The sequence below is a fragment of the Pseudomonas sp. RHF3.3-3 genome (genome assembly GCF_048069595.1).
In the GTDB taxonomy this organism is placed as follows: domain Bacteria; phylum Pseudomonadota; class Gammaproteobacteria; order Pseudomonadales; family Pseudomonadaceae; genus Aquipseudomonas; species Aquipseudomonas fuscovaginae_B.
Window position 1 is genome coordinate 6,776,489 of the sequence record NZ_CP182250.1, and the last position, 22,079, is coordinate 6,798,567.

Here is a 22,079-nt window from a genome sequence, read left to right on the forward strand (position 1 = left end):
CGCACCCACGACGAGACAGACCGCCCCCCATGTCCAACCGTTTCAGCCCCGCTCCCGGCCTGGGCAACCCCCATCTGCAGACCCTCTGGGGTCCGCTCTGGCGCAAGAAGACCGTACTCGACCGCCAGCGCGAACGGCTCTGGCTGGACGACGGCGACTTTCTCGACCTCGACTGGTTCGGCCCCCACGCGGCCTCGACACCCCTGGTACTGCTCCTGCACGGGCTCACCGGATCCTCGAATTCGCCCTATATCGTCGGCATGCAACAGGCCCTGGCCAATCGCGGCTGGGCCAGCGTCGCGCTGAACTGGCGGGGCTGCTCCGGCGAGCCGAACCTGTTGGCCCGCAGCTATCATTCCGGGGCCAGCGAGGACCTCGCCGCGACCATCGCCCACCTTCGGCGCAAGCGGCCCCTGGCGGCACTCTACGCCGTAGGGTATTCGCTGGGCGGCAACGTGCTGCTCAAGCATCTGGGGGAAAGTGCCGGCGACAGCGGCTTGCAGGCTGGCGTCGCGGTCTCGGTGCCGTTTCGCCTGGATCAGTGCGCAGACCGCATCGGCCAGGGTTTTTCCAAGGTCTACCAGGCGCATTTCATGCGCGAGATGCTCGCCTACATCAAGGACAAGCAGCGCCAGTTCCAGCATGACGGCAGACTCGAAGGCCTGGCGACCCTCAGCGATCTCGGCCCGCTGACGGGCATGCGCACCTTCTGGGATTTCGACGGCCGGGTGACCGCGCCGTTGCATGGCTACCGGGATGCCCAGGATTATTACCGCCGGGCATCGAGCCGGTACTTTCTCGGCGCGATCCGCACGCCGACCCTGATCATCCAGGCGGCGGACGACCCCTTCGTGTTCCGCCACAGCCTGCCGGAGCCGGCCGAGCTGGCGGCGGATACCGAGTTCGAGTTGCAGGACAAGGGCGGTCATGTCGGCTTCGTCGACGGCAGCCTGGGCAAGCCCGGCTACTACCTGGAGCGACGGATTCCGCAGTGGCTGGCCGGCCGCTGAGCCCTGTCACCGACCGATGCCTGGTGCAGGCCGTTTCACGATACGGGGCATGACTTATGGCCCCATTCGCGGGCAAGCCCTGCTCCTACACGAGGGCGGTGTGGTGCGCAGGACTGGCGAACGACGCTCAGCCTGTAGGAGCAGGGCTTGCCCGCGAACAGACCAGCCACTCAATCGCCGATAGCGATCGCCCGCTGCGGATCGGTGATCCACTCGCTCCACGAGCCCGGATACAAGGTTGCCAGCGGATAACCCGCCAGGCTCAGCGCAAACAGGTTGTGGCACGCCGTCACCCCGGAGCCGCAATAGGCCACCAGCTCCTGCACCGGGCGATCACCCAACTGGGCGGCAAAACGCTGCTTGAGCTGATCGGCCGGCAGGAACCGTCCGTCGGCACCGAGGTTGTCGTTGAACGCCGCGCACTGCGCCCCCGGGATATGCCCGGCGACCGGATCGATAGGCTCCACCTCGCCCCGAAAACGCGGCAACGCGCGGGCATCGAGCAGCGTCATGGATGGCTGGCCGAGGCGCTGTTGCAGCTGTTCGGCAGTGATCAGCAATGAAGGGTCCGCACTGCCGCTGAAAGTGCCACGGCCACTCGGCGGTGGATTCAGACTCAACGGCAACCCGGCCGCGTGCCAGGCATTCAGGCCGCCATCGAGCAGGAACACGCCATCGCGCTTGCCCAGCCACGCCAGCAACCACCAGGCCCGGGCCGCGTACATGCCGGGGCCATCGTCATACAGCGCGATTTCGCTGTCGGCGCTGATCCCCCAGGCCTGCAGACGTTCCACCAGCGCCGCCGGCTCGGGCAGCGGGTGACGCCCGGTCACGCCCCGGGTCACCGGGCCGCTGAGATCGCGCTCCAGATCGGCGAAGTGCGCGCCCTCGATATGCCCCTCGGCATAGCTGCGCTGGCCATAGTCGGGGTCTTCCAGGGCAAAACGGCAATCCAGGATCACCAACCCGGGCCGGGCCTGGCGCTCGGCCAGTTGCTGCGGGCTGATCAATTGCGCAAGGGGCATGACTCATTCCTCGTAAAGGGATAAAACAACCCGCCGCCCTAGGCCTCTTCCAGAGCCTTGGCCAGGGGGACATAGAATTCATTCAGCAACCTGTCGACCGCCTCCCGGGCCTGGGGCGTGACGAAGCCCGACTCGAGCACCAGCACCTGGTACACCCCACGCTTGATCGACTCCTCGCTCAGGTGGTTGGCGCTTTCCCGGGTGGTGCTGAGAAAGCGCACCCAGGAGGTCAGAACGATCCAGGCGTTGAGGGTCAGCGACTCGATCTGCACCGCGTCCATCGCGAGAATCCCGGCATCGACGAACCCCTTGTAGATCAACTGCCCCTGGATCAGGCAGCGCTGGGAGAACCGCCGATAACGCGCCGCCAGTTCGGCATCGCTTTCGAGCAGGTGTTCAAGGTCGCGATGCAGGAAACGATAGCGCCACATCGCCGCCAGCAGCGCCTTGAGATAGAAGCGCTTGTCCTCGATGGTCGCGGCGCGGCCCTGGGGCGGGCGCAGGAAACTGTCCACCAGTTCTTCGTATTCGGCGAACAGCACGGCGATGATCGCCTGCTTGTTGGGGAAGTGGTAGTAGAGGTTGCCCGGCGAAATCTCCATGTGCGCCGCGATGTGATTGGTGCTGACGCTGCGCTCGCCCTGCTGGTTGAACAGGTCGAGGCTGTTCTGAACGATGCGCTCACTGGTTTTTATTCGTCGGGCCATGACTCAGCTTTACTTCAAGAGTGCGGTGTTTCGCATCTTACGGCCTATCACGCGAGGGATAAACGGTTCGTGGCGCCCACGGCTGTTGACATTTTCGAGCTTTAGCTCTAAACATTTGTTTAAAAATAAAAACACATTCTCTGGAGTGCGCCATGTCTGCCGAAATCGCCTACCTGCAGGAATCACAGCAGCAACAGAGCGAGCTCCAGCGCCTGTTCCAGGCCCAGCGCCGGGCCTATGCCGCGCATCCGATGCCACCGGCCGAGCAACGTCGGCAGTGGCTGGAGAGCCTGCGCCATCTACTCAGCGACGAACGACGGGCAATTATCGAAGCCATCAACGCCGACTTCGGCAACCGCAGCGCCGACGAGACCCTGCTGGCCGAACTGATGCCCAGCCTCCACGGCATCCATTACGCCCGCAAGCACCTCAAGCGCTGGATGAAGCCGGCCCGGCGCCAGGTCGGCCTGGCCTTCCAGCCGGCCTCGGCCAAGGTGGTCTACCAGCCGCTGGGCGTGGTGGGCGTGATCGTGCCTTGGAACTACCCGCTGTTTCTGGCCATCGGCCCGCTGGTCGGCGCCCTGGCCGCGGGCAATCGGGTGATGCTCAAGCTCAGCGAATCGACCCCGGCCACCGGCCTGCTGCTCAAGGAGCTGTTGGGCCGGGTATTCCCGGAAGATCTGGTGTGCGTGGTACTCGGTGACGTGGACATCGGCATGGCCTTTTCCAAGCTGCCGTTCGATCACCTGCTGTTCACCGGCGCCACCAGCATCGGCAAGCACGTGATGCGCGCCGCCGCCGAGCACCTGACGCCGGTGACCCTGGAGTTGGGCGGCAAGTCGCCAGCGATCGTCTCCGGCGACGTACCACTCAAGGACGCCGCCGAGCGCATCGCCTTCGGCAAGACCCTGAACGCCGGCCAGACCTGCGTGGCCCCGGACTACGTGCTGGTGCCGGAGGAACGGGTCGGCGCCTTCGTCGAAGCCTATCGCCAGGCGGTACGCGGCTTCTATCCGACCCTGGCGGACAACCCGGACTACACCAGCATCATCAACGAACGACAGCTGGCACGGCTCAACGGCTACATCAGCGACGCCACCAGCAAGGGGGCGCTGCTGATTCCGCTGTTCGACCAGGGCCAGCAACGCCGCATGGGCCACAGCCTGCTGCTGAATGTCAGTGACGAAATGACCGTCATGCAGGACGAGATTTTCGGCCCGCTGCTGCCGATCGTTCCCTATAAGGGCCTCGATGAGGCTTTCGCCTACATCAATCAGCGCCCCCGCCCACTGGCGCTCTACTACTTCGGCTACAACAGGCGCGAGCAGCAGCGGGTGCTCCACGAAACCCATTCCGGCGGGGTCTGCCTCAACGACACCCTTTTGCACGTTCCCCAGGAAGACCTGCCGTTCGGCGGCATCGGCCCCTCGGGGATGGGCCATTACCATGGACATGAAGGCTTCCTGACCTTCAGCAAGGCCAAGGGCGTATTGACCAAGCAGCGCTTCAACGCCGCACGACTGATTTACCCGCCCTATGGAAAATCGATCCAGAAACTGATCCAGAAGCTGTTCGTTCGCTGACCTTGCCCAGGTATAACAATAATGACTTCAAGCCTGTCCGAATCCCCCGAGCTGTCACGGCGCGGCCTGCTGAAACTCGGCCTGTGCGCCAGTGCCTTCCTCACCACTGCCGGACTGGCCGCCAGCCTGACCGGCTGTTCGGCGGCCGGGCCGGCCAACGGCTTCGTCGTCCTGCAGGCGGCTGACCTGCCGTTTCTGCGGGCGCTGATCCCGGTGATGCTGCAGGGGGCGGTGAGCCCCGACAAGATGCCCGCCGCCGTCGACCAGACCCTGGCCAGCCTCGACAAGAGCCTCGCCCACCTCTCGCCGGAGATGCTCAAGCTCACCCGTCAGTTGTTCGACGTGCTCGGCATGGGCATTACCCGCGGCCCACTGACGGGCATCTGGGGTAGTTGGGAAAATGCCAGTACCGAGCAGATCCAGGCCTTTCTCGAACGCTGGGAAAACAGCCTGCTGAGCCTGCTGCGCATGGGCCACGCCTCGCTGCTGCAACTGGTGATGATGGCCTGGTACAACCGCCCCGAGGCCTGGGCCCACTGTGGCTATCCGGGGCCGCCCAAGGTCTAGCTTCGCCGCCGCCCTCAACCAGGCACACCTGTCAAAACAACAATAAAAGAGGCGTCACATGCCGGTACCCGATCTGTTCCGCGAAGGCCTGGCCCGCGGCTGGAAAACCTACAACGGCTCGCAACTGCAACAGGACCTGACCCTGGAGGCCGATGTCGCGATCATCGGCAGCGGTGCCGGCGGCGGAACCACCGCCGAAATCCTCAGTACCGCCGGCTATAAGGTCTTGCTGATCGAGGAAGGGCCGCTGAAGACCAGTGACGACTTCAAGATGCTCGAAGACGAGGCCTACACCAGCCTCTACCAGGAAGGGATCGGCCGCATGAGCAAGGATGGCGCCATCACCATTCTCCAGGGCCGCGCGGTCGGCGGTACCACGCTGATCAACTGGACCTCCAGCTTCCGCACGCCCGAGCCGACCCTCGAACACTGGGCCAGGGAACACAACGTCAAGGGCCACAGCGTCGCCGAGATGGCGCCGTGGTTCGAGAAAATGGAGCAGCGGCTCGGCGTCGCGCCCTGGGTGATGCCACCCAATGCCAACAACGACGTACTGCGCAACGGCTGCGAAAAGCTCAACTACAGCTGGAAGGTCATCCCGCGCAACGTGCGCGGCTGTTGGAACCTGGGCTACTGCGGCATGGGCTGCCCGACCAACGCCAAGCAGTCGATGATGGTCACCACGATCCCCGCCACCCTGGAAAAAGGCGGCGAACTGCTCTACCTGGCACGCGCCGAACGGCTGCTGATCGAGGGCGACAAGGTCAGCAGCCTGCAATGCTCAGGGATGGACCCGCGCTGCGTCGCCCCCAATGGCCGCAAGATCACCGTCAAGGCCCGCCACTACGTGCTGGCTGGCGGCGGTATCAACAGCCCCGGGCTGCTGCTGCGTTCCAAGGCGCCCGACCCGCACGATCGCCTGGGCAAACGGACCTTCCTGCACCTGGTGAATTTCTCCGCCGGGCAGTTTTCCGAGGTGATCAACCCCTATTACGGCGCCCCGCAATCCATCTATTCCGACCATTTCCAATGGCTGGACGGCACCACCGGGCACATGTCCTACAAACTGGAAGTGCCACCGCTGCAACCGGCACTGGCCAGCACCCTGCTCGGCGGCTTCGGCCCGCAGAGTGCCCTGCGCATGGAACAGTTGCCGCACACCCACGTGATGCTGGCCCTGCTGCGCGACGGTTTTCACCCCGACAGCCCGGGCGGTGAGGTGGAACTGCGCGGCGATGGCAGCCCGGTGCTCGACTACCAGGTGTCGCCCTACGCCTGGGACGGCCTGCGCCGGGCGTTCCACAGCATGGCCGAGATCCAGTTCGCCGCCGGCGCCAAGTCGGTGTTGCCGCTGCATGCCGATGCCAACTACGTGAACTCCCTCGACCAGGCCAAAACCCTGATCGATGGTCTGCGCCTGGAAACCTACCGCACCCGGCTGGGCAGCGCCCACGTGATGGGCGGCTGCGCCATGGGCGAAGACCCGAAAACTGCGGTCGCCGACAGCCTCGGCCGCCACCATCAACTGCGCAACCTGTCGATCCATGACGGCTCGCTGTTCCCCACCAGCATCGGCGCCAACCCGCAGCTTTCCGTCTACGGGCTGACCGCCCAGTTGGCGTCGGCCCTGGCAGAGCGCCTGAAAACCGCATAAGAGGAGTGTTCACGACGTCCATACGGCTTTCTTCCATGCGTCCTGACTTGGCCGACAGGAAAGGCTGCGATACCATCCGATTCCCCAACGGACTCCCACCAGGACGACGCGATGAACCGAGTGTTGTACCCAGGTACCTTCGACCCGATTACCAAGGGCCATGGCGATCTGGTCGAACGCGCCGCGCGCCTGTTCGACCACGTGATCATTGCCGTGGCCGCCAGCCCGAAGAAAAACCCGCTTTTCCCGCTGGAACAGCGTGTGGAGTTGGCCCGCGAGGTCACCAAGCACCTGCCCAATGTCGAAGTGATGGGTTTTTCCACGCTGCTGGCGCAGTTTGCCAAGGAGCAGAACGCCAACGTGTTCCTGCGGGGCCTGCGTGCCGTGTCGGACTTCGAGTACGAATTCCAGCTGGCGAACATGAACCGTCAACTGGCACCGGAGGTGGAGAGTCTGTTCCTCACGCCGTCCGAGCGCTACTCGTTCATTTCCTCGACGCTGGTTCGCGAAATCGCCGCATTGGGCGGAGATATCAGCAAGTTTGTCCACCCCGCGGTGGCCGACGCCCTGACCCTGCGCTTCAGGAAGTAACCCCGCCTGGCAGCTCCCGGGAGCTGCCACGGACGGCGCAGCTGACGCCAGCCCTGACGTACCCGCGTGCACTGCGCGCGTCAATGCGGCACAATTGGCACATCCAGTTTTCACGTTGCCCGGGCCTGCCGCCCGGGCCGGAGTGCCCATGTCCCTGATCATTACCGACGATTGCATCAACTGCGACGTCTGCGAACCCGAGTGTCCGAACGCCGCCATTTCCCAGGGCGAAGAGATCTACGTGATCGACCCGAACCTGTGCACCCAGTGTGTCGGCCACTACGACGAGCCCCAGTGCCAGCAGGTCTGCCCGGTGGATTGCATCCCGCTGGACGAAGCTCATCCGGAAACCCAGGAAGAGCTGATGGCCAAGTATCGCAAGATTACGGGCAAGGCCTGATATCCCGCGCCCCGTGGAGGATTCCATGGTGGTAGGCAAGCTGTGCGGGCCTCTTCGCGAATAAATCCGGCCCCCATAAGTGCTCGCGCCGTGCATGAGTCCTGCGAACGACGCTGACGCTGTGGGAGCTGGACTTTTCCGCGAACAGGTCGCCGCGAAGCCCCCCGCAGATCACTGATCGCCGTCGAAACCTTCCGCCGTGCAACCCAGGCACCGGGCGAAGGCCGCCTTGCCCGGGTCGACCACCAGCGCCTTGCCGGCCTTGCCCACACCGTCGACCCCGCCAAACACGGTAAAAGGCAGCGAAACCACGAACACCGCCGTGCCGACCAGGGTCGCGCCCACCAGCAGCGGCCGGGCAACCAGCAGGTCACCGATCATCGCGTAGGCCGGCGGATTCTGGATCTTGTAGGTCGGGTCGCCGCTGGTCCCGTCTTCGGCCAGGGCCGGCAGTGACTGCAGGCCAAAGGTCAGGGCCAGCAACAAGGCCAGGGTACGAAACGGTGTCATGGCGCTATCCTTGGGCTAAGCAATGGGGGCAAAGACTCACTATAGCGCCTGCCGGCAACTCGGGTCAGCTCTGACAACGCGGGCAATACACGCTGGCACGCTGCCCCAGGCGAATCTCGCGCAAGCCGCTGCCGCAGACCTTGCACTGCTCGGCGCCACGACCATAGACGAACAGCTCCTGCTGGAAATAGCCGGGCTGGCCGTCACCGCCGATGAAGTCGCGCAAGGTGGTGCCGCCACGCTCAATGGCATGGGCCAGCACCCGCTTGATCTCGGTCGCCAGCTTCAGGTAGCGCGCCCGGGAAATACCGCCGGCCTCGCGCCGCGGGTCGATCCCGGCGGCGAACAGCGCTTCGGTCGCATAGATGTTACCCACGCCGACCACCACCGCGTTGTCCATGATGAACGGCTTGACCGCCATCGAGCGCCCACGGGACAGCTGGAACAGCCGCTCGCCGTCGAACAGGTCGGTCAGCGGTTCCGGCCCCAGCCGCGCCAGCAATTCGTGCTTGAGCGGGTCGAGACTCCAGAGCATGGCCCCGAAACGGCGCGGGTCGGTATAACGCAGGGCCAGGCCCGACTCCAGCTCGATATCCACATGCTCATGCCTGGCCGCCGGCAGGCCGACCTCGACCAGGCGCAGGTTGCCCGACATTCCCAGGTGGCTGATCAGCGTGCCGACCTCGGCATTGATCAGCAGGTACTTGGCCCGCCGCTCGACCTGGACGATCCGCTGCCCGGACAGCCGCACATCCAGGTCTTCCGGGATCGGCCAGCGCAGGCGCCGGTCGCGGACGATCACGCGACTGACCCGCTGCCCTTCCAGATGAGGCGCGATACCGCGCCGGGTGGTTTCGACTTCGGGTAGTTCAGGCATGGAGATTCCCGTTCAGGAAATGGCGTGCGCCCGATCAGTGCGCACCCAGTTCGCGGATGTTTTCCCTGAGTGTCTCGAAGTCGTAGTCGGACAGGCCGACGTAGTCGAGCACCAGGTGGCCGATGGCATTCCATTCGCGGTCCTCGGTCTGGTTGCCCAGTACCCGGTGGGACTCACAGATATGCTCGGCCATTTTCAGGATCGCCAGCAGGTTCTTCAACTGGCTGTTGCGGGTCGATTCGTCGCTGAAGATCGCCAACGCGTTGTGGTGGTTGGCGATGGCGTTGGTCACATGCTCCGGCAGGCGCCAGGACTTGGCCGTGTAGTAGCCGACCACCGCATGGTTGGTGTTGAACGCGTCGTTCTCGGTGTCCACCACCCGCTTCTCGGGACCGGCATCGGCGTAGGCCCGCTCCAGCACCGTCATGTAGTCGGGGAAGCGCTTGAGCATCAGCGGGATCCCGCAATCGTGAAACAGCCCCAGGGCATAGGCCTCGTCGATGGCCTGGGAGCCGGTGCGCTTGGCCAGCGTCAGGCTGGTCATCGCCACGTCCTGGGCGGTGTCCCAGAAGCGGTTGAGGGTCACGATGGTTTCATCGGCCATCTCGCCCTTGATCGACTGCGCGTTGATCAGGTTGATGATCGAACGGCTGCCCAGCAGCGTCACCGCCCGCTGGATCGAGGCGATCTTGTTGGTCAGCCCGTAGTAGGGCGAATTGACGATCTTGAGCAGCGCACCGGAGAGCCCGGGGTCCTGACTGATCAGCCGGGCGATCACATCCAGGTCCGGATCAGGCATGTACTGCTCCATCTGCAGATCCACCATGATCTGCGGTTGAGGCGGCACGCTGATGCCTTGCAAGGCCTGCTGGATCTGTTCGGCTGAAAGTTCTTGGGACATTGGTACACACTCCGGGCGAGTCGCCGATTCTAGCGGAAAAGTGGTTCAGGATGGGTGATATGTGAACTCAATCACATGAAACTTGACGAACCGGTGAACGCCAACTCCCGTTATAATTCCGCTCTTTTTTCCCGGAGCGACGTCATGTCCCTGCCCAGCCTGCGCCTCAAAGCCAATGCCGACCGCCGCCTGCGCGCCGGCCACCTGTGGGTCTACAGCAACGAAATCGACGTGGCCGCAACCCCGCTGCACGGCTTCAAGGCCGGTGACCAGGCCATTCTCGAGGCCGCCGGCGGCAAGGCCCTCGGTATCGTCGCCATGAGCCCGAACAACCTGATCTGCGCCCGCCTGCTGTCGCGCGATGCCCGCCTGCCACTGGACAAGTCGCTGCTGGTGCACCGCCTCAACGTCGCCCTGTCGCTGCGCGAACGGCTGTTCGACAAGCCGTTCTATCGCCTGGTGTACGGCGATTCCGACCTGCTGCCGGGCCTGGTGGTCGACCGTTTCGGCGATATCCTGGTGGTCCAGCTCGCCTCGGCGACCATGGAACAGCACAAGGCCGACGTGATCGCCGCGCTGGTCCAGGTACTCAAGCCCAGCGGCATCCTGTTCAAGAACGACTCGGCGGCGCGTGATGCCGAGGGCCTCGAGCGCTATGTCGAGACCGTGTTCGGCCTGGTGCCGGAGTGGGTTGCCCTGGAAGAGAACGGCGTGAAGTTCGAGGCGCCGGTGATGGAAGGCCAGAAAACCGGCTGGTTCTACGACCACCGCATGAACCGCGCGCGCCTGGCACCGTACGTCAAGGGCAAGCGGGTGCTCGACCTGTTCAGCTACATCGGTGGCTGGGGCGTGCAGGCCGCGGCCTTCGGCGCCAGCGAAGTGTTCTGCGTCGACGCCTCGGGCTTCGCTCTCGACGGCGTCGAGCGCAACGCCGCACTGAACGGTTTCGCCGAGAAGCTGACCTGCATCGAAGGCGACGTATTCGAAGCCCTCAAGGAGCTGAAGTCCGCCGAAGAGCGTTTCGACGTGATCGTGGCCGACCCGCCAGCGTTCATCAAGCGCAAGAAGGACCTGAAGAACGGTGAGGGCGCCTACCGTCGCCTGAACGAACAGGCCATGCGCCTGCTGAGCAAGGACGGCATCCTGGTCAGCGCCTCATGCTCGATGCACCTGCCGGAAGACGACCTGCAGAACATCCTGCTGACCAGCGCCCGCCACCTGGACCGCAATATCCAGCTGCTGGAACGCGGCGGCCAGGGCCCGGACCACCCGGTGCATCCGGCGATCCCGGAAACCCGCTACATCAAGAGCATCACCTGCCGCCTGCTGCCCAACAGCTGAGTGGCTGGCGCCCCGCCCTGTATCCAGGGCGGGTGGCGCCTCGCCGACCACTTTCCGCCCCAGTTGAAACTCCTGCGGCACTCGCCCTCCCGAAAGTGCTCGCCCACCGCAATTAACTGGATATGACCGACATATAACTCGGACATAACCTACACAACTGCTCATTGCCAACTTTCTTCATGAGCCTATTATCTGATTAATCGCCCACTATCGAGGCGATATAAACAGAAAGGAGGCACAAGCATGGAAAAGATAAAACTTGAATATAAAGTATCCGCAGGCCATCACGCGATGCTCGGAACGTCGAAATAAACCCGAGACAGGCTGGGTCGATTCCCCCATCTTCGATCCAGCCTGAAAACCGAAAAGCGGGCACAGACTCATGCATATCAATCCCGACCTGTTCATCCTGATAAAGCCACCTGCACTTGTCATCTGGAACTACAAGTCCCATGAACAGTACTCGATGGATAAACACCATGCCGACCGGCTGACCGAACTGGTCGAGAAGCCCTCCCGCTTCGATCCGCACCATCCAGTCGATTCGACCTTCGTGAGCACCGGCATCATCAGCGCAAACCCCTTTCCCAACGACCACTGGGGCTGGGACGACCTGTCGAGAATCTTCCATGTCGGCACCCGCGACCTGCCGCAGGCGAACAACCCGGACAACAGCGTGGAATGGGCGCAAGACTACCTCGCGCACTGCCGGGAGGTCATGCGACGCCAGCAACCGCCGCCCCATCGCCATGCCATCGCACTGCACCAGGACATGCTCCACCTTCCGCCGCCATTGCCGGGTCATGGCGAGAGCAACAGCGTCGACTTCACCAGCGTGCTCCTGCAACGCAAGACCTGCCGCAAGTTTTTCGACTGGCGTATTTCCCTCGAACACCTCAGCACGGTTCTTTATCTTTCCCTGGGTTATCTGAGGGAACGCGAACTGGATACTGACCCTTGCATACCGGAAGACTTTCGTGCACGTCGCAGCAGCCCATCGGGCGGCGGCCTCAATTGCAGCGAAGGTTATCTTTATATCCGTAATGTCGACGATATCGGGCCGGGTTTTTATTATTACCACCCGGACAAACATGCACTGACGCTTATAAGAGGCCTCGGCGTGCCATTGGCCACTTTAGTGCAAGGCCAGCACTTTATCGAAAACTTGCCGTTCGGCATATTCATTACTTGCCGATTCGACAAGATGTGGTGGAAGTATCCGCATTCCCAGGGTTATCGCGTCGCCCTGCTGGAAGCCGGGCATATATCGCAAACCTTCCAGCTTACCGCCACCGCCCTGGGCCTGAAGACCTGGGTAACCGCCGCCCTGTGCGAACAGAAGATCGAGCAGGCACTGCGCCTGGAGGACCTGAGCGAACAGCCACTGCTGTTCGTCGGTGCCGGCTACAGCCATGGCGAATCGATCTGCGACGAACTTCAGGAACTGCTCAAGACCCCATCGGGAAGCCAATGATGGCGTCGACCGACACAAGCATCCGGCAATCGAGCCGCCCCCAACTGCTGCTGGTCACCGGCATATCACTGATCAGCTTTTTCCCGCTCAATGTTCTGTTGCCGGCGTTTCCAGCCCTGGCGGAGCAATTCGCCACCTCGACCGCCGACATCGCCCTGACGGTCAGCCTGTTCACCCTGGTCTTTGTCGTCTCGCAGTTGGTGATGGGGCCACTTTCCGATCGGTTCGGACGCAAGCAGGTGCTGCTGGCCTGCCTCACCCTCTCCTGCATCGGTGCCATCGGCTGCACCCTGACCACGGACTTCGTCGCCTTCCTGTTCTTTCGCAGCGTCCAGGCACTGGGTTGCGGCTTCTTCGTCCTCGGCCTGGCGCTGGTCGAAGACCTGTTCGAGCCGCAGGAACGCATCCCTGTTCGCATTTTCTACATGAGCTTCAGCGGCCTGTTCGTCGCCCTCTCACCCCTGCTCGGCTCCTGGCTGCTGGACAGCTTCGGCTGGAGGAGCAGCTTCCATGCCTTTACCCTGGTCGCTGCCGGCCTCTTCCTGCTGGCCTTGCGGGCGCTGCCTCGGCGCTCCGCAACCGGGACCACGCAAGGTCCGGCGCCGCGCCAGTCGATGCGCAAGATCCTCGGCCATGGCGACTTCCGTCGTTACTGGCAGATCGCGGCGCTGGTGTTCTGCCCCTACTTCGCCCTGACCAGCGTCTCGCCGCTGATCTTCATGGACGGCTTGCGCCTCTCCGAATACCAATACGCCATCGTGCTGCTGATCTATGGTGCTGCCTACCTGCTGGGTGGCGTGCTGGCCACCCGGTTGCAGAAGCGCCTGGGCGTGCGTTCGCAGATCGACATCGGCCTGCTCCTGCTGGGTGCCGCCGGCCTGACACTGCTGCTGACCCTGCAACTGGGGCTGGTCTCCACCGCCAGCCTGCTGCTGCCGATGTGCCTGAGCGCCGCGGCGGTCAGCATCACCCGCCCGACGGCGATCTCCGCAGCGATGCTGCTGTTCCCGGCGAACGCCGGCACCGCGGCGTCGGCGGGCAACACCCTCATGTTTCTGGCAGCCGCCGCCAGCAGCGCATTGCTGGCCAGGAGCGACGTCCTGCTGCTGCCGACCCTCGGCATGGGCTTCGTCATCTGCAGCCTGCTCGGCCTGCTGAGCAGCGCCAGGCTCGGGCGCTGAACGCCGCCGTCGCGTCCACCCCATTCCTTCCAGCCGCCAGCGGTGTAGAATCGTCCTATTCATCGCCAGTCATCCCCCGGCGGGTTTATGAGCTCAGGCTGAGACGCACGGCGATCCCGTGCCGTTGTCGGCAGCTTTCGGACACACGGCCATTTTCCAGGTGTTCCCGAGGGTCAATAGAAGCTCACTCCCCACTTGTTACCTGATTAGCCGCCCGGAGTGCTCCATGCCTGATTACCGCTCGAAAACATCCACCCACGGCCGCAACATGGCCGGTGCCCGCGCCCTGTGGCGCGCCACGGGGATGAAAGACGCCGACTTCAAGAAACCGATCATCGCCGTCGCCAACTCCTTCACCCAGTTCGTACCCGGTCACGTCCACCTCAAGGACATGGGCCAACTGGTCGCCCGCGAAATCGAACGCGCCGGTGGCGTCGCCAAGGAATTCAACACCATCGCCGTGGATGACGGCATCGCCATGGGCCACGACGGCATGCTCTATTCGCTGCCGAGCCGCGAGATCATCGCCGACTCCGTCGAGTACATGGTCAACGCCCACTGCGCCGACGCCATCGTCTGCATCTCCAACTGCGACAAGATCACCCCCGGCATGCTGATGGCCGCCCTGCGCCTGAACATCCCGGTGATCTTCGTCTCCGGCGGTCCGATGGAAGCCGGCAAGACCAAACTGGCCTCCCACGGCCTGGACCTGGTGGACGCGATGGTCATCGCCGCCGACTCCAACGCTTCTGACGAGAAGGTTGCCGAGTACGAGCGCAGCGCCTGCCCGACCTGCGGTTCGTGCTCCGGCATGTTCACCGCCAACTCGATGAACTGCCTGACCGAAGCCCTGGGCCTGGCCCTGCCGGGCAACGGCTCGACCCTGGCCACCCACGCCGACCGCGAACAGCTGTTCCTGCGCGCCGGTCGCGACATCGTCGCGCTGTGCCAGCGCTACTACGGCGAGAACGACGACTCGGTACTGCCGCGCAGCATCGCCAACTTCAAGGCGTTCGAAAACGCCATGACCCTGGACATCGCCATGGGCGGTTCCACCAACACCATCCTGCACCTGCTGGCCGCCGCCCAGGAAGCCGAAGTCGCCTTCGATCTGCGCGACATCGACCGCCTGTCACGCAAGGTGCCGCAGCTGTGCAAGGTCGCGCCGAACATCCAGAAGTACCATATGGAAGACGTGCACCGTGCCGGCGGCATCATCAGCATTCTCGGCGAGCTGGCCCGTGGCGGCCTGCTGCACACCGACCTGCCGACCGTCCACAGCAGGAGCCTGGCCGAGGCCATCGCCCACTGGGACATCACCCAGACCGACGATGAAGCGGTGCACACCTTCTTCAAGGCCGGCCCGGCCGGTATCCCGACCCAGACCGCTTTCAGCCAGGCGACCCGTTGGGAGACCCTCGACGACGACCGCGAGAACGGCTGCATCCGCAGCGTCGAGCACGCCTACTCGAAGGAAGGCGGCCTCGCCGTGCTGTACGGCAACATCGCCCTCGACGGTTGCGTGGTGAAGACCGCCGGTGTCGACGAGTCGATCCTGGTGTTCGAAGGCAACGCGAAGATCTTCGAAAGCCAGGACAGCGCCGTGCGCGGCATCCTGGCCGACGAAGTGAAGGCCGGCGACATCGTGATCATCCGCTACGAAGGCCCGAAAGGCGGCCCGGGCATGCAGGAAATGCTCTACCCGACCTCGTACCTGAAGTCCAAAGGCCTGGGCAAGGCCTGCGCCTTGCTGACCGACGGCCGCTTCTCCGGCGGCACCTCGGGCCTGTCCATCGGCCACGCTTCCCCGGAAGCCGCTGCCGGTGGCGCGATCGGCCTGGTGCAGGATGGCGACAAGGTACTGATCGACATTCCGAACCGCTCGATCAACCTGCTGGTCAGCGACGAGGAACTGGCGGCCCGCCGTGTCGAGCAGGACAAGAAAGGCTGGAAACCGGCCGAACAGCGTCCACGCAAGGTCACCAGCGCGCTGAAGGCCTACGCCCTGCTCGCCACCAGCGCCGACAAGGGCGCGGTGCGCGACAAGGCGATGCTCGACAAGCTGGTGCCGTAAGCACCGTCGTCCAACAAAAAGCCCGGCCAAAGTGCCGGGCTTTTTACTGCCTGCTCTGAGCAACCCGGTCTTACTGGATCTCTTCCGGCTTGACGATCACCCAGTTCTGGTCCGCCGTCACCGTCAGACCTTCCTTTTTCTGGGCTTCGGCATTGCTCTTGATCATGCCGTTGAGCTGGTTCATGTACTTGTCCTTGCGGTTGACCCACAGGTGTACGCCACCCTTGGCCACGTCGACGCTGTGGAACAGCATGTAGCCATCGCTGGACGGGGTGTCGCCACCGACCAGTACCGGTTTTTTCCACTGGTCGATATAGGTCAGGATGGCCGCCTGCTTGCCGGCCATCCAGGTCGCCGGGGTCCACAGGTACGGAGTCAGTTCCAGGCCGAGGTTGGCCTTCTCGTCATACTTGCCGGCGCTGATCTGCTTGCGCGCGGTGGTCAGCTCGCCGGTCTTGCGGTCCTTGAGCAGGGTGGTCACACCGATCACGTTCTGCGGCTTGACGTTGTAGCCATACTTGGGATCGGCCGCGACCATGCGCACCAGTTCCTCGGAGGCGGCGGTCATCACGTAGACCTCGATACCGTTCTCCATCAGCTTGTTGTACAGCTCGACCTGGCCGGCGAAGACCTTCGGCGGCTGCACCTCGATGTTCTTCACCACATCGCCATCGTAATAGGTGCTCGGCACCGGCTTGCCCGACGCCATCAGTTCGTCGACGTAGCCCTTGAGCTCCTTGAGGGTGAAACCGGAGAACACCTGGGCCACCCACGGGTAGCAGACCATGTCGTCGATTTCGCAGAGGCGGTAGTAGTAGCTGAACAGGCTTTCCTTGTGGTCGGCGGTGTCCTTGAACGGGATCAGCTTCAACGACGGGTCCAGGGTATCGCGGGTGATCAGCCCCTTGTTCTCCATGTACGGCAGCAGCGACTCTTCCAGGTCGTAGCGGTAACTGGTGTTGTCCATGTCGAACACCGCGAAATTACCCTTGTTGGCATTGGCGGCGATCATCGCCTCCAGTTTCTTGGCCTGATCCTGCGGCCAGTGCTTGAGCTCGGTGGCATAGGCCTGGCCGGCAAGGCCCAGGCAGAGTGCGGCGGCGAGGAGTTTGGGGGCGAATTTCATGGGCGGGATCTTCCTGGATGAAAGTCTGTGACGCTAACAAATCCGTATGACAGTTCTCATCCGAGGACGACCGCCCGCGTCCTGATCCCGCCACCGGCATACGCCCCAGCGTCATCGGCTTATTCCAAAAGCGACAGTCGACATTCCATTTAGATATTAAATCTATATATATCAAGCTGTTAGGCTGAACGGTTCACAATCACCGCCCCAGAGTGATTGGCACTCATCGTTTCCGGAGTCTTCATGAACCTGCCGCTGATTCTCAATCTGCTGGTGTTCCTCGCCCTGTTGCTGGGCCTGGCACAAACCCGCCATACCTCCTGGAGCCTGGCCCGCAAGGTGTTGTTCGCCCTGGCCCTGGGCGTGGCGTTCGGCATTGGCCTGCATACCGTCTACGGCGACGGCAACCCGGTGCTCAAGGCCTCCATCGCCTGGTTCGACCTGGTGGGCAACGGCTACGTGCAGTTGCTGCAGATGATCGTGATCCCGCTGGTGTTTGCCTCGATCCTCAGCGCCGTGGCCCGCCTGCACAATGCCTCGGCCCTGGGCCGGATCAGCTTCCTGACCATCGGCACGCTGCTGTTCACCACCGCCATCGCCGCGCTGATCGGCATCCTGCTGACCAACCTGTTCGGCCTGAGCGCCGAAGGCCTGGTGGCCGGTACCCAGGAGATGGCCCGCCTGCAGACCATCCAGAGCGACTATGCCGGCAAGGTCGCCGACCTCAACGTGCCGCAACTGCTGCTGTCGTTCATTCCACAGAACCCCTTCGCCGACCTGGCACGGGCCAAGCCGACCTCGATCATCAGCGTGGTGATCTTCGCCGCCTTCCTCGGCATCGCCGCCCTGCAACTGCTCAAGGATGACGTGCAAAAGGGCCAGAAGGTGATCGACGCCATCGACACCCTGCAGGCCTGGGTAATGCGCCTGGTAAGGGTGGTGATGAAGCTCACCCCCTACGGCGTGCTGGCCCTGATGACCAAGGTGGTGGCCGGCTCCAACCTGCAGGACATCATCAAGCTCGGCAGTTTCGTGGTGGTCTCCTACCTCGGCCTGGGGCTGATGTTCGTGGTCCATGGCCTGCTGCTGTCACTGGCCGGGGTCAACCCGCTGCGCTTCTTCCGCAAGGTCTGGCCCGTGCTGACCTTCGCCTTCACCAGCCGCTCCAGTGCCGCGAGCATCCCGCTGAACATCGAGGCGCAGACCCGTCGCCTGGGAGTTCCACAGTCGATCGCCAGCTTTGCCGCCTCGTTCGGTGCGACGATCGGTCAGAACGGCTGCGCCGGCCTGTACCCGGCAATGCTGGCGGTGATGGTGGCACCGACTGTCGGCATCAACCCGCTGGACCCACTGTGGATCGCCACGCTGGTGGCCATCGTCACCCTGAGTTCGGCGGGCGTGGCCGGCGTCGGTGGTGGCGCGACCTTCGCCGCGCTGATCGTGCTGCCGGCGATGGGCCTGCCGGTGTCGCTGGTGGCGCTGCTGATCTCGGTGGAACCGTTGATCGACATGGGCCGTACCGCGCTGAACGTGAGCGGTTCGATGACCGCCGGCACCCTCACCAGCCAGATGATGAAGCAGACCGACAAACGCCTGCTGGATGCCGATGAGCATGCCGAGCTGGCACAGGCCTGATCAGCCCTTGCAGGAAGTACTGATCGTTCCCACGCTCCGCGTGGGAACGCTGCCGGTGACGCTCGGCGTCACCACGCCCAGCAACTCAGACCCGCTCCCACACCTCGAAGCTGAACGCCGGCTTGTCGCCCTCCGCCGGATGCGGCTCGTCGGAAACCCGCTGCCACAGGTTCAGGTCGAATTCCGGGAACCAGGCATCGCCCGCCGGGCTCAGGCCGACCCGGGTCAGGTACAGGCGATCGGCCTGCTCCAGCCCCTGGGCATAGAGTTGCGCCCCACCGATCAGCATCAGTTCACTGACACCCTGCTCCAGCGCCCACGCCTCGGCCCGCACCAGCGCGGCCTCCAGCGACGGGAACACCTCGGCACCTTCCAACTGCAGCCCGGACTGGCGGCTGACCACCAGGTTCAACCGCCCCGGCAACGGCCGACCGAGGGAGTCCCAGGTCTTGCGCCCCATGATGATCGGCTTGCCCAGGGTGGTGGCCTTGAAATACTTGAAATCCGCCGGCAAATGCCAGGGCATGCTGTTGTCGACGCCGATCACGCGGTTTTCCGCGAGGGCCGCGATCAGGCTGAGGGGAAGTTTGGTTTTCATGCCGAAGAGGATACCCGACACGCGGGTGCAGGCACTAGCCGCAGCGGTTATGCTTCTGGCACTCCCCCGCAACAGGATGGCGCGTGACTGAACCGACTCCCCTGCAACGCCTCTGGCTGACCGAAACCGTGCGCCTGCGCGAAGAACAGGCCGGGCCACTGGAAGACCTCGAAGCCAATCGTCGCGCCCGCGCAGCCGGTGGCGACCTGGCGACCCGCATCCAGCACCGCGCGCTCTGGCTCGCCGAGCGCGACGGCCAGCTCACCGCCCTGCACCACTGGTTGCAGGGTGCGCGCCTGGCCCTGCTGCTGCTCGCCGTACTGGTGATCCTCAGCGGCGCCGGGCTGGCCTTCGCCGCCCTGGGCAACGGCCAGTTGCCGGTCAACGTGTTCTGGGCCCTGGGCAGCCTGCTCGGGCTGAACCTGCTGCTGTTGGCGAGCTGGGCCCTGGGCCTGCTCTTCGCCGGCGGTCACGGCGCCAGCCTGGGCCGATTGTGGCTGTGGCTCAGCGAGAAACTCGCCCGCGATGCCCAAACGGTCCAACTGGTGCCGGCGCTGGTGCTCCTGCTGCAACGCCGACGCCTGAACCGCTGGGCCATCGGCGTGGTCGTCCACGGCCTGTGGCTGCTGGCCCTGGCCTGTGCGCTGGTGGTGCTGCTGACGCTGCTTGCCACCCGGCGCTACGGCTTCGTCTGGGAAACCACCATTCTCGGCGGCGACACCTTCGTCGGCCTGACCCAGGGCCTCGGCGCCCTGCCCGCGCTGCTGGGTTTCAGCGTACCCGGCGAGGCCATGATCCGCGCCAGCGGCAATGCCGCCCTCAACCTGGAAAACGCCCGCCAGGCCTGGGCCGGCTGGCTGGTCGGGGGGCTGCTGGTCTATGGCCTGCTGCCCCGCCTGCTGCTGGCGCTGCTGTGTCTATGGCGCTGGCGCAGCGGTGTGCGCGCACTGGCACTGGACCCGAACCTGCCCGGCTACGCCCACCTGCGCGAACGCCTGATGCCCAGCAGCGAACGCCTGGGCATCCACGATGCCGCGCCCGCGCAGTTGCCCAATGCCGAGGCCGGAGTGACCGACCAGGACAGCGCCGGCGCCTTGCTGGTGGCCGTCGAACTGGACGACCAGCGCCCCTGGCCGCCCGCCCTGCCGAAGGATGTCCGCGACGCCGGAATTCTCGACAGCCGCGAATCCCGGCAGAAACTGCTCGAACAGCTGACCCGCTTCCCGCCGTCCCGCCTGGCGATCGCCTGCGACCCACGGCGCTCGCCGGATCGCGGCAGCCTCGCGCTGATCGCCGAACTGGCCCGCAGTGCCGCCGCCACCCGCGTCTGGCTGTTGCAGGCACCGCCCGGCCAGGCGCTGGACGCCGACCGCCTCGGCGACTGGCACAACGCCCTGCAACAGCTCGAGCTGCCGTTCGCCGACAGCGCTCCGCTCATGTGGCTGGAGACCGGCCATGACTAAGCCGCTGAAACTGGCCGTAGTCGGCCACACCAATGTCGGCAAGACCTCCCTGCTGCGTACGCTGACCCGGGACGTCGGCTTCGGCGAAGTCTCCCATCGCCCCAGCACCACGCGCCACGTCGAGGGTGCGCGGCTGTCGGTGGACGGCGAACCGCTGCTGGAGCTGTACGACACCCCCGGTCTGGAAGACGCCATCGCCCTGCTCGACTACCTCGAACGTCTTGACCGGCCTGGCGAGCGCCTGGACGGCCCGGCCCGCGTCAACCGTTTTCTCGACGGCAGCGAGGCCCGGCAGCGTTTCGAACAGGAAGCCAAGGTGCTGCGCCAGTTGCTGGCCTCGGATGCCGGACTGTACGTGATCGATGCCCGCGAGCCGGTACTGGCCAAGTACCGCGACGAACTGTCGGTGCTCGCCAGTTGCGGCAAACCGCTGCTGCCGGTGCTCAACTTCGTCAGCAGTGCCACCCAGCGTGAGAACGACTGGCGCCAGGCCCTGGCCCGCCTGGGGTTGCACGCACTGGTGCGCTTCGACAGCGTCGCACCACCGGAGGACGGCGAGCGCCGCCTCTACGAAAGCCTCGCGCTGTTGCTGGAAGGTTCCCGGCCACAGCTGGAACGCCTGGTCCATGACCTGCAAGCGCAACGCCAGGCACGCCGGCAAGGCGCCAACCGGCTGATCGCCGAGTTGCTGATTGACTGCGCCGCCTGCCGGCGCCAGGTGGCCGGCGATGCCACGGCCGAAAGCAACGCCATCGCCGAACTGCGCCAGGCGGTGCGTCAGCGCGAGCAACGTTGCGTCGAGGCGCTGCTCAAGCTCTACGCCTTTCGCAGCGACGACGCGACCGCCAGCGACCTGCCGCTGCTCGACGGGCGCTGGGGCGACGACCTGTTCAACCCGGAAACCCTCAAGCAACTGGGCGTGAAGGTCGGCGGCGGGATCGCCGCCGGCGCCGCAGCGGGAGCCGGCGTCGACCTGCTGGTCGGCGGCCTGACACTCGGGGCCGCCGCCCTGGCCGGCGCCATTGCCGGCGGTGCCCTGCAGACCGCCCGCGGCTACGGCAACCGCCTGCTCGGCAAGCTCAAGGGCCAGCGCGAGCTGACGCTCGACGACAGCGTGCTGCGCCTGCTCGCGCTACGTCAGCGGCAATTGTTGCTGGCACTGGAGGCCCGGGGGCATGCGGCGCTGGAGCGCATCCAACTGGCAGCGCCCGCCGACACGACCTGGCGCGAAGGCAAGCTGCCGCCCGCCCTGCACAAGGCACGGGCCCACCCGCAGTGGTCATCGCTGAACCCGCAACCGAAGCTGAGCCAGGCCGAACGCCAGGAGCAGATCGAGACGCTGCAGCAAGACCTGTAACGGCG

General features: G+C 64.6%; 20 protein-coding genes. 13 read left to right on the forward strand and 7 right to left on the reverse strand.

Annotated features, from left to right (window positions below; all coding sequences use genetic code 11):
* The first annotated feature begins 29 nt into the window (after positions 1-29).
* Positions 30-1,010: a hydrolase gene (locus tag ACMGT0_RS29900; RefSeq protein WP_416770866.1), complete on the forward strand. Its 981-nt coding sequence runs from the start codon at positions 30-32 to the stop codon at positions 1,008-1,010.
* Positions 1,011-1,180: 170 nt separating this feature from the next.
* Here ACMGT0_RS29900 and ACMGT0_RS29905 read toward each other — a convergent pair whose 3' ends face one another.
* Positions 1,181-2,035: a sulfurtransferase gene (locus ACMGT0_RS29905; RefSeq protein WP_416770868.1), complete on the reverse strand. Its 855-nt coding sequence runs from the start codon at positions 2,033-2,035 to the stop codon at positions 1,181-1,183.
* Positions 2,036-2,073: 38 nt separating this feature from the next.
* Positions 2,074-2,742 carry a TetR/AcrR family transcriptional regulator gene (locus ACMGT0_RS29910; RefSeq protein WP_054058403.1) on the reverse strand — a complete coding sequence of 223 codons (669 nt, stop codon included), beginning with the start codon at positions 2,740-2,742 and terminating at the stop codon, positions 2,074-2,076.
* Between the two features lie 152 nt (positions 2,743-2,894).
* Between ACMGT0_RS29910 and ACMGT0_RS29915 the strand changes: the two genes are divergently transcribed.
* From ACMGT0_RS29915 to ACMGT0_RS29935, 5 genes are all read left to right on the forward strand, one after another.
* A complete protein-coding gene (locus tag ACMGT0_RS29915) occupies positions 2,895-4,325 on the forward strand; it encodes a coniferyl aldehyde dehydrogenase (RefSeq protein WP_416770870.1) in 1,431 nt (476 codons plus the stop codon).
* 21 nt (positions 4,326-4,346) lie between these two features.
* Entirely contained in the window at positions 4,347-4,892 is a 546-nt protein-coding gene (locus ACMGT0_RS29920; RefSeq protein WP_054058401.1) for a twin-arginine translocation pathway signal protein, read from the forward strand.
* A gap of 58 nt (positions 4,893-4,950) precedes the next feature.
* Positions 4,951-6,546 (forward strand): GMC family oxidoreductase N-terminal domain-containing protein, encoded by a 1,596-nt coding sequence (locus ACMGT0_RS29925; protein WP_416770872.1) that lies wholly within the window; start codon positions 4,951-4,953, stop codon positions 6,544-6,546.
* A 111-nt stretch (positions 6,547-6,657) separates the two neighbouring features.
* Complete coding sequence (coaD, locus tag ACMGT0_RS29930; RefSeq protein ID WP_054058399.1) at positions 6,658-7,137, forward strand: pantetheine-phosphate adenylyltransferase; 480 nt, start codon at positions 6,658-6,660, stop codon at positions 7,135-7,137.
* 148 nt (positions 7,138-7,285) lie between these two features.
* A complete protein-coding gene (locus tag ACMGT0_RS29935; protein WP_054058398.1) occupies positions 7,286-7,537 on the forward strand; it encodes a YfhL family 4Fe-4S dicluster ferredoxin in 252 nt (83 codons plus the stop codon).
* Between the two features lie 171 nt (positions 7,538-7,708).
* Here the strand turns inward: ACMGT0_RS29935 and ACMGT0_RS29940 are convergent, their stop codons facing one another.
* The 3 genes from ACMGT0_RS29940 to ACMGT0_RS29950 all read right to left on the reverse strand — a co-directional run bounded on the left by ACMGT0_RS29940 (position 7,709) and on the right by ACMGT0_RS29950 (position 9,771).
* The gene (locus tag ACMGT0_RS29940; protein WP_054058397.1) at positions 7,709-8,047 is read right to left on the reverse strand and encodes a hypothetical protein; all 339 of its coding nucleotides are present in this window, start codon (positions 8,045-8,047) and stop codon (positions 7,709-7,711) included.
* Positions 8,048-8,111: 64 nt separating this feature from the next.
* Positions 8,112-8,924: a bifunctional DNA-formamidopyrimidine glycosylase/DNA-(apurinic or apyrimidinic site) lyase gene (gene mutM / locus ACMGT0_RS29945; RefSeq protein ID WP_054058396.1), complete on the reverse strand. Its 813-nt coding sequence runs from the start codon at positions 8,922-8,924 to the stop codon at positions 8,112-8,114.
* 34 nt (positions 8,925-8,958) lie between these two features.
* On the reverse strand, positions 8,959-9,771 hold the full coding sequence (locus ACMGT0_RS29950; protein ID WP_192842705.1) for an HDOD domain-containing protein: 813 nt from the start codon (positions 9,769-9,771) through the stop codon (positions 8,959-8,961).
* 198 nt (positions 9,772-9,969) lie between these two features.
* On the opposite strand from ACMGT0_RS29950, the gene ACMGT0_RS29955 reads away from it, so the two are divergent.
* The 4 genes from ACMGT0_RS29955 (at position 9,970) to ilvD (ending at position 15,895) form a co-directional block, all read left to right on the forward strand.
* Positions 9,970-11,166, forward strand: coding sequence for a class I SAM-dependent rRNA methyltransferase (locus ACMGT0_RS29955; protein ID WP_054058394.1), 1,197 nt, complete (start codon positions 9,970-9,972; stop codon positions 11,164-11,166).
* Positions 11,167-11,548: 382 nt separating this feature from the next.
* On the forward strand, positions 11,549-12,640 hold the full coding sequence (locus tag ACMGT0_RS29960) for a SagB family peptide dehydrogenase (protein ID WP_054058393.1): 1,092 nt from the start codon (positions 11,549-11,551) through the stop codon (positions 12,638-12,640).
* Complete coding sequence (locus ACMGT0_RS29965; RefSeq protein WP_416770875.1) at positions 12,640-13,821, forward strand: MFS transporter; 1,182 nt, start codon at positions 12,640-12,642, stop codon at positions 13,819-13,821. Before ACMGT0_RS29960 ends, ACMGT0_RS29965 begins: the two co-directional genes overlap by 1 nt.
* Before the next feature lie 226 nt (positions 13,822-14,047).
* Complete coding sequence (gene ilvD / locus ACMGT0_RS29970) at positions 14,048-15,895, forward strand: dihydroxy-acid dehydratase (protein WP_054058392.1); 1,848 nt, start codon at positions 14,048-14,050, stop codon at positions 15,893-15,895.
* A 70-nt stretch (positions 15,896-15,965) separates the two neighbouring features.
* Here ilvD and ACMGT0_RS29975 read toward each other — a convergent pair whose 3' ends face one another.
* Positions 15,966-17,021 (reverse strand): phosphorylcholine phosphatase, encoded by a 1,056-nt coding sequence (locus ACMGT0_RS29975; protein ID WP_054063552.1) that lies wholly within the window; start codon positions 17,019-17,021, stop codon positions 15,966-15,968.
* A gap of 243 nt (positions 17,022-17,264) precedes the next feature.
* Between ACMGT0_RS29975 and ACMGT0_RS29980 the strand changes: the two genes are divergently transcribed.
* A complete protein-coding gene (locus ACMGT0_RS29980) occupies positions 17,265-18,656 on the forward strand; it encodes an L-cystine transporter (protein WP_054058390.1) in 1,392 nt (463 codons plus the stop codon).
* An 85-nt stretch (positions 18,657-18,741) separates the two neighbouring features.
* Here the strand turns inward: ACMGT0_RS29980 and ACMGT0_RS29985 are convergent, their stop codons facing one another.
* A complete protein-coding gene (locus tag ACMGT0_RS29985; protein ID WP_416770877.1) occupies positions 18,742-19,254 on the reverse strand; it encodes a dihydrofolate reductase in 513 nt (170 codons plus the stop codon).
* Positions 19,255-19,337: 83 nt separating this feature from the next.
* Between ACMGT0_RS29985 and ACMGT0_RS29990 the strand changes: the two genes are divergently transcribed.
* Together ACMGT0_RS29990 and ACMGT0_RS29995 are read left to right on the forward strand one after the other, a co-directional pair.
* Complete coding sequence (locus tag ACMGT0_RS29990) at positions 19,338-20,717, forward strand: DUF2868 domain-containing protein (RefSeq protein ID WP_416770879.1); 1,380 nt, start codon at positions 19,338-19,340, stop codon at positions 20,715-20,717.
* Positions 20,710-22,074: a GTPase/DUF3482 domain-containing protein gene (locus ACMGT0_RS29995; RefSeq protein WP_416770881.1), complete on the forward strand. Its 1,365-nt coding sequence runs from the start codon at positions 20,710-20,712 to the stop codon at positions 22,072-22,074. The genes ACMGT0_RS29990 and ACMGT0_RS29995 overlap by 8 nt, the downstream gene beginning before the upstream one ends.
* The last annotated feature ends 5 nt before the right edge of the window (positions 22,075-22,079 follow it).

Bases quoted from the DNA above. Each gene is read 5' to 3' on its own strand.
- ACMGT0_RS29900 (WP_416770866.1), top strand. From the start codon at position 30: ATGTCCAACCGTTTCAGCCCCGCTCCCGGCCTGGGCAACCCCCATCTG.
- ACMGT0_RS29905 (WP_416770868.1), bottom strand. From the start codon at position 2,035: ATGCCCCTTGCGCAATTGATCAGCCCGCAGCAACTGGCCGAGCGCCAG.
- ACMGT0_RS29910 (WP_054058403.1), bottom strand. From the start codon at position 2,742: ATGGCCCGACGAATAAAAACCAGTGAGCGCATCGTTCAGAACAGCCTC.
- ACMGT0_RS29915 (WP_416770870.1), top strand. From the start codon at position 2,895: ATGTCTGCCGAAATCGCCTACCTGCAGGAATCACAGCAGCAACAGAGC.
- ACMGT0_RS29920 (WP_054058401.1), top strand. From the start codon at position 4,347: ATGACTTCAAGCCTGTCCGAATCCCCCGAGCTGTCACGGCGCGGCCTG.
- ACMGT0_RS29925 (WP_416770872.1), top strand. From the start codon at position 4,951: ATGCCGGTACCCGATCTGTTCCGCGAAGGCCTGGCCCGCGGCTGGAAA.
- coaD (WP_054058399.1), top strand. From the start codon at position 6,658: ATGAACCGAGTGTTGTACCCAGGTACCTTCGACCCGATTACCAAGGGC.
- ACMGT0_RS29935 (WP_054058398.1), top strand. From the start codon at position 7,286: ATGTCCCTGATCATTACCGACGATTGCATCAACTGCGACGTCTGCGAA.
- ACMGT0_RS29940 (WP_054058397.1), bottom strand. From the start codon at position 8,047: ATGACACCGTTTCGTACCCTGGCCTTGTTGCTGGCCCTGACCTTTGGC.
- mutM (WP_054058396.1), bottom strand. From the start codon at position 8,924: ATGCCTGAACTACCCGAAGTCGAAACCACCCGGCGCGGTATCGCGCCT.
- ACMGT0_RS29955 (WP_054058394.1), top strand. From the start codon at position 9,970: ATGTCCCTGCCCAGCCTGCGCCTCAAAGCCAATGCCGACCGCCGCCTG.
- ACMGT0_RS29960 (WP_054058393.1), top strand. From the start codon at position 11,549: ATGCATATCAATCCCGACCTGTTCATCCTGATAAAGCCACCTGCACTT.
- ACMGT0_RS29965 (WP_416770875.1), top strand. From the start codon at position 12,640: ATGGCGTCGACCGACACAAGCATCCGGCAATCGAGCCGCCCCCAACTG.
- ilvD (WP_054058392.1), top strand. From the start codon at position 14,048: ATGCCTGATTACCGCTCGAAAACATCCACCCACGGCCGCAACATGGCC.
- ACMGT0_RS29975 (WP_054063552.1), bottom strand. From the start codon at position 17,021: ATGAAATTCGCCCCCAAACTCCTCGCCGCCGCACTCTGCCTGGGCCTT.
- ACMGT0_RS29980 (WP_054058390.1), top strand. From the start codon at position 17,265: ATGAACCTGCCGCTGATTCTCAATCTGCTGGTGTTCCTCGCCCTGTTG.
- ACMGT0_RS29985 (WP_416770877.1), bottom strand. From the start codon at position 19,254: ATGAAAACCAAACTTCCCCTCAGCCTGATCGCGGCCCTCGCGGAAAAC.
- ACMGT0_RS29995 (WP_416770881.1), top strand. From the start codon at position 20,710: ATGACTAAGCCGCTGAAACTGGCCGTAGTCGGCCACACCAATGTCGGC.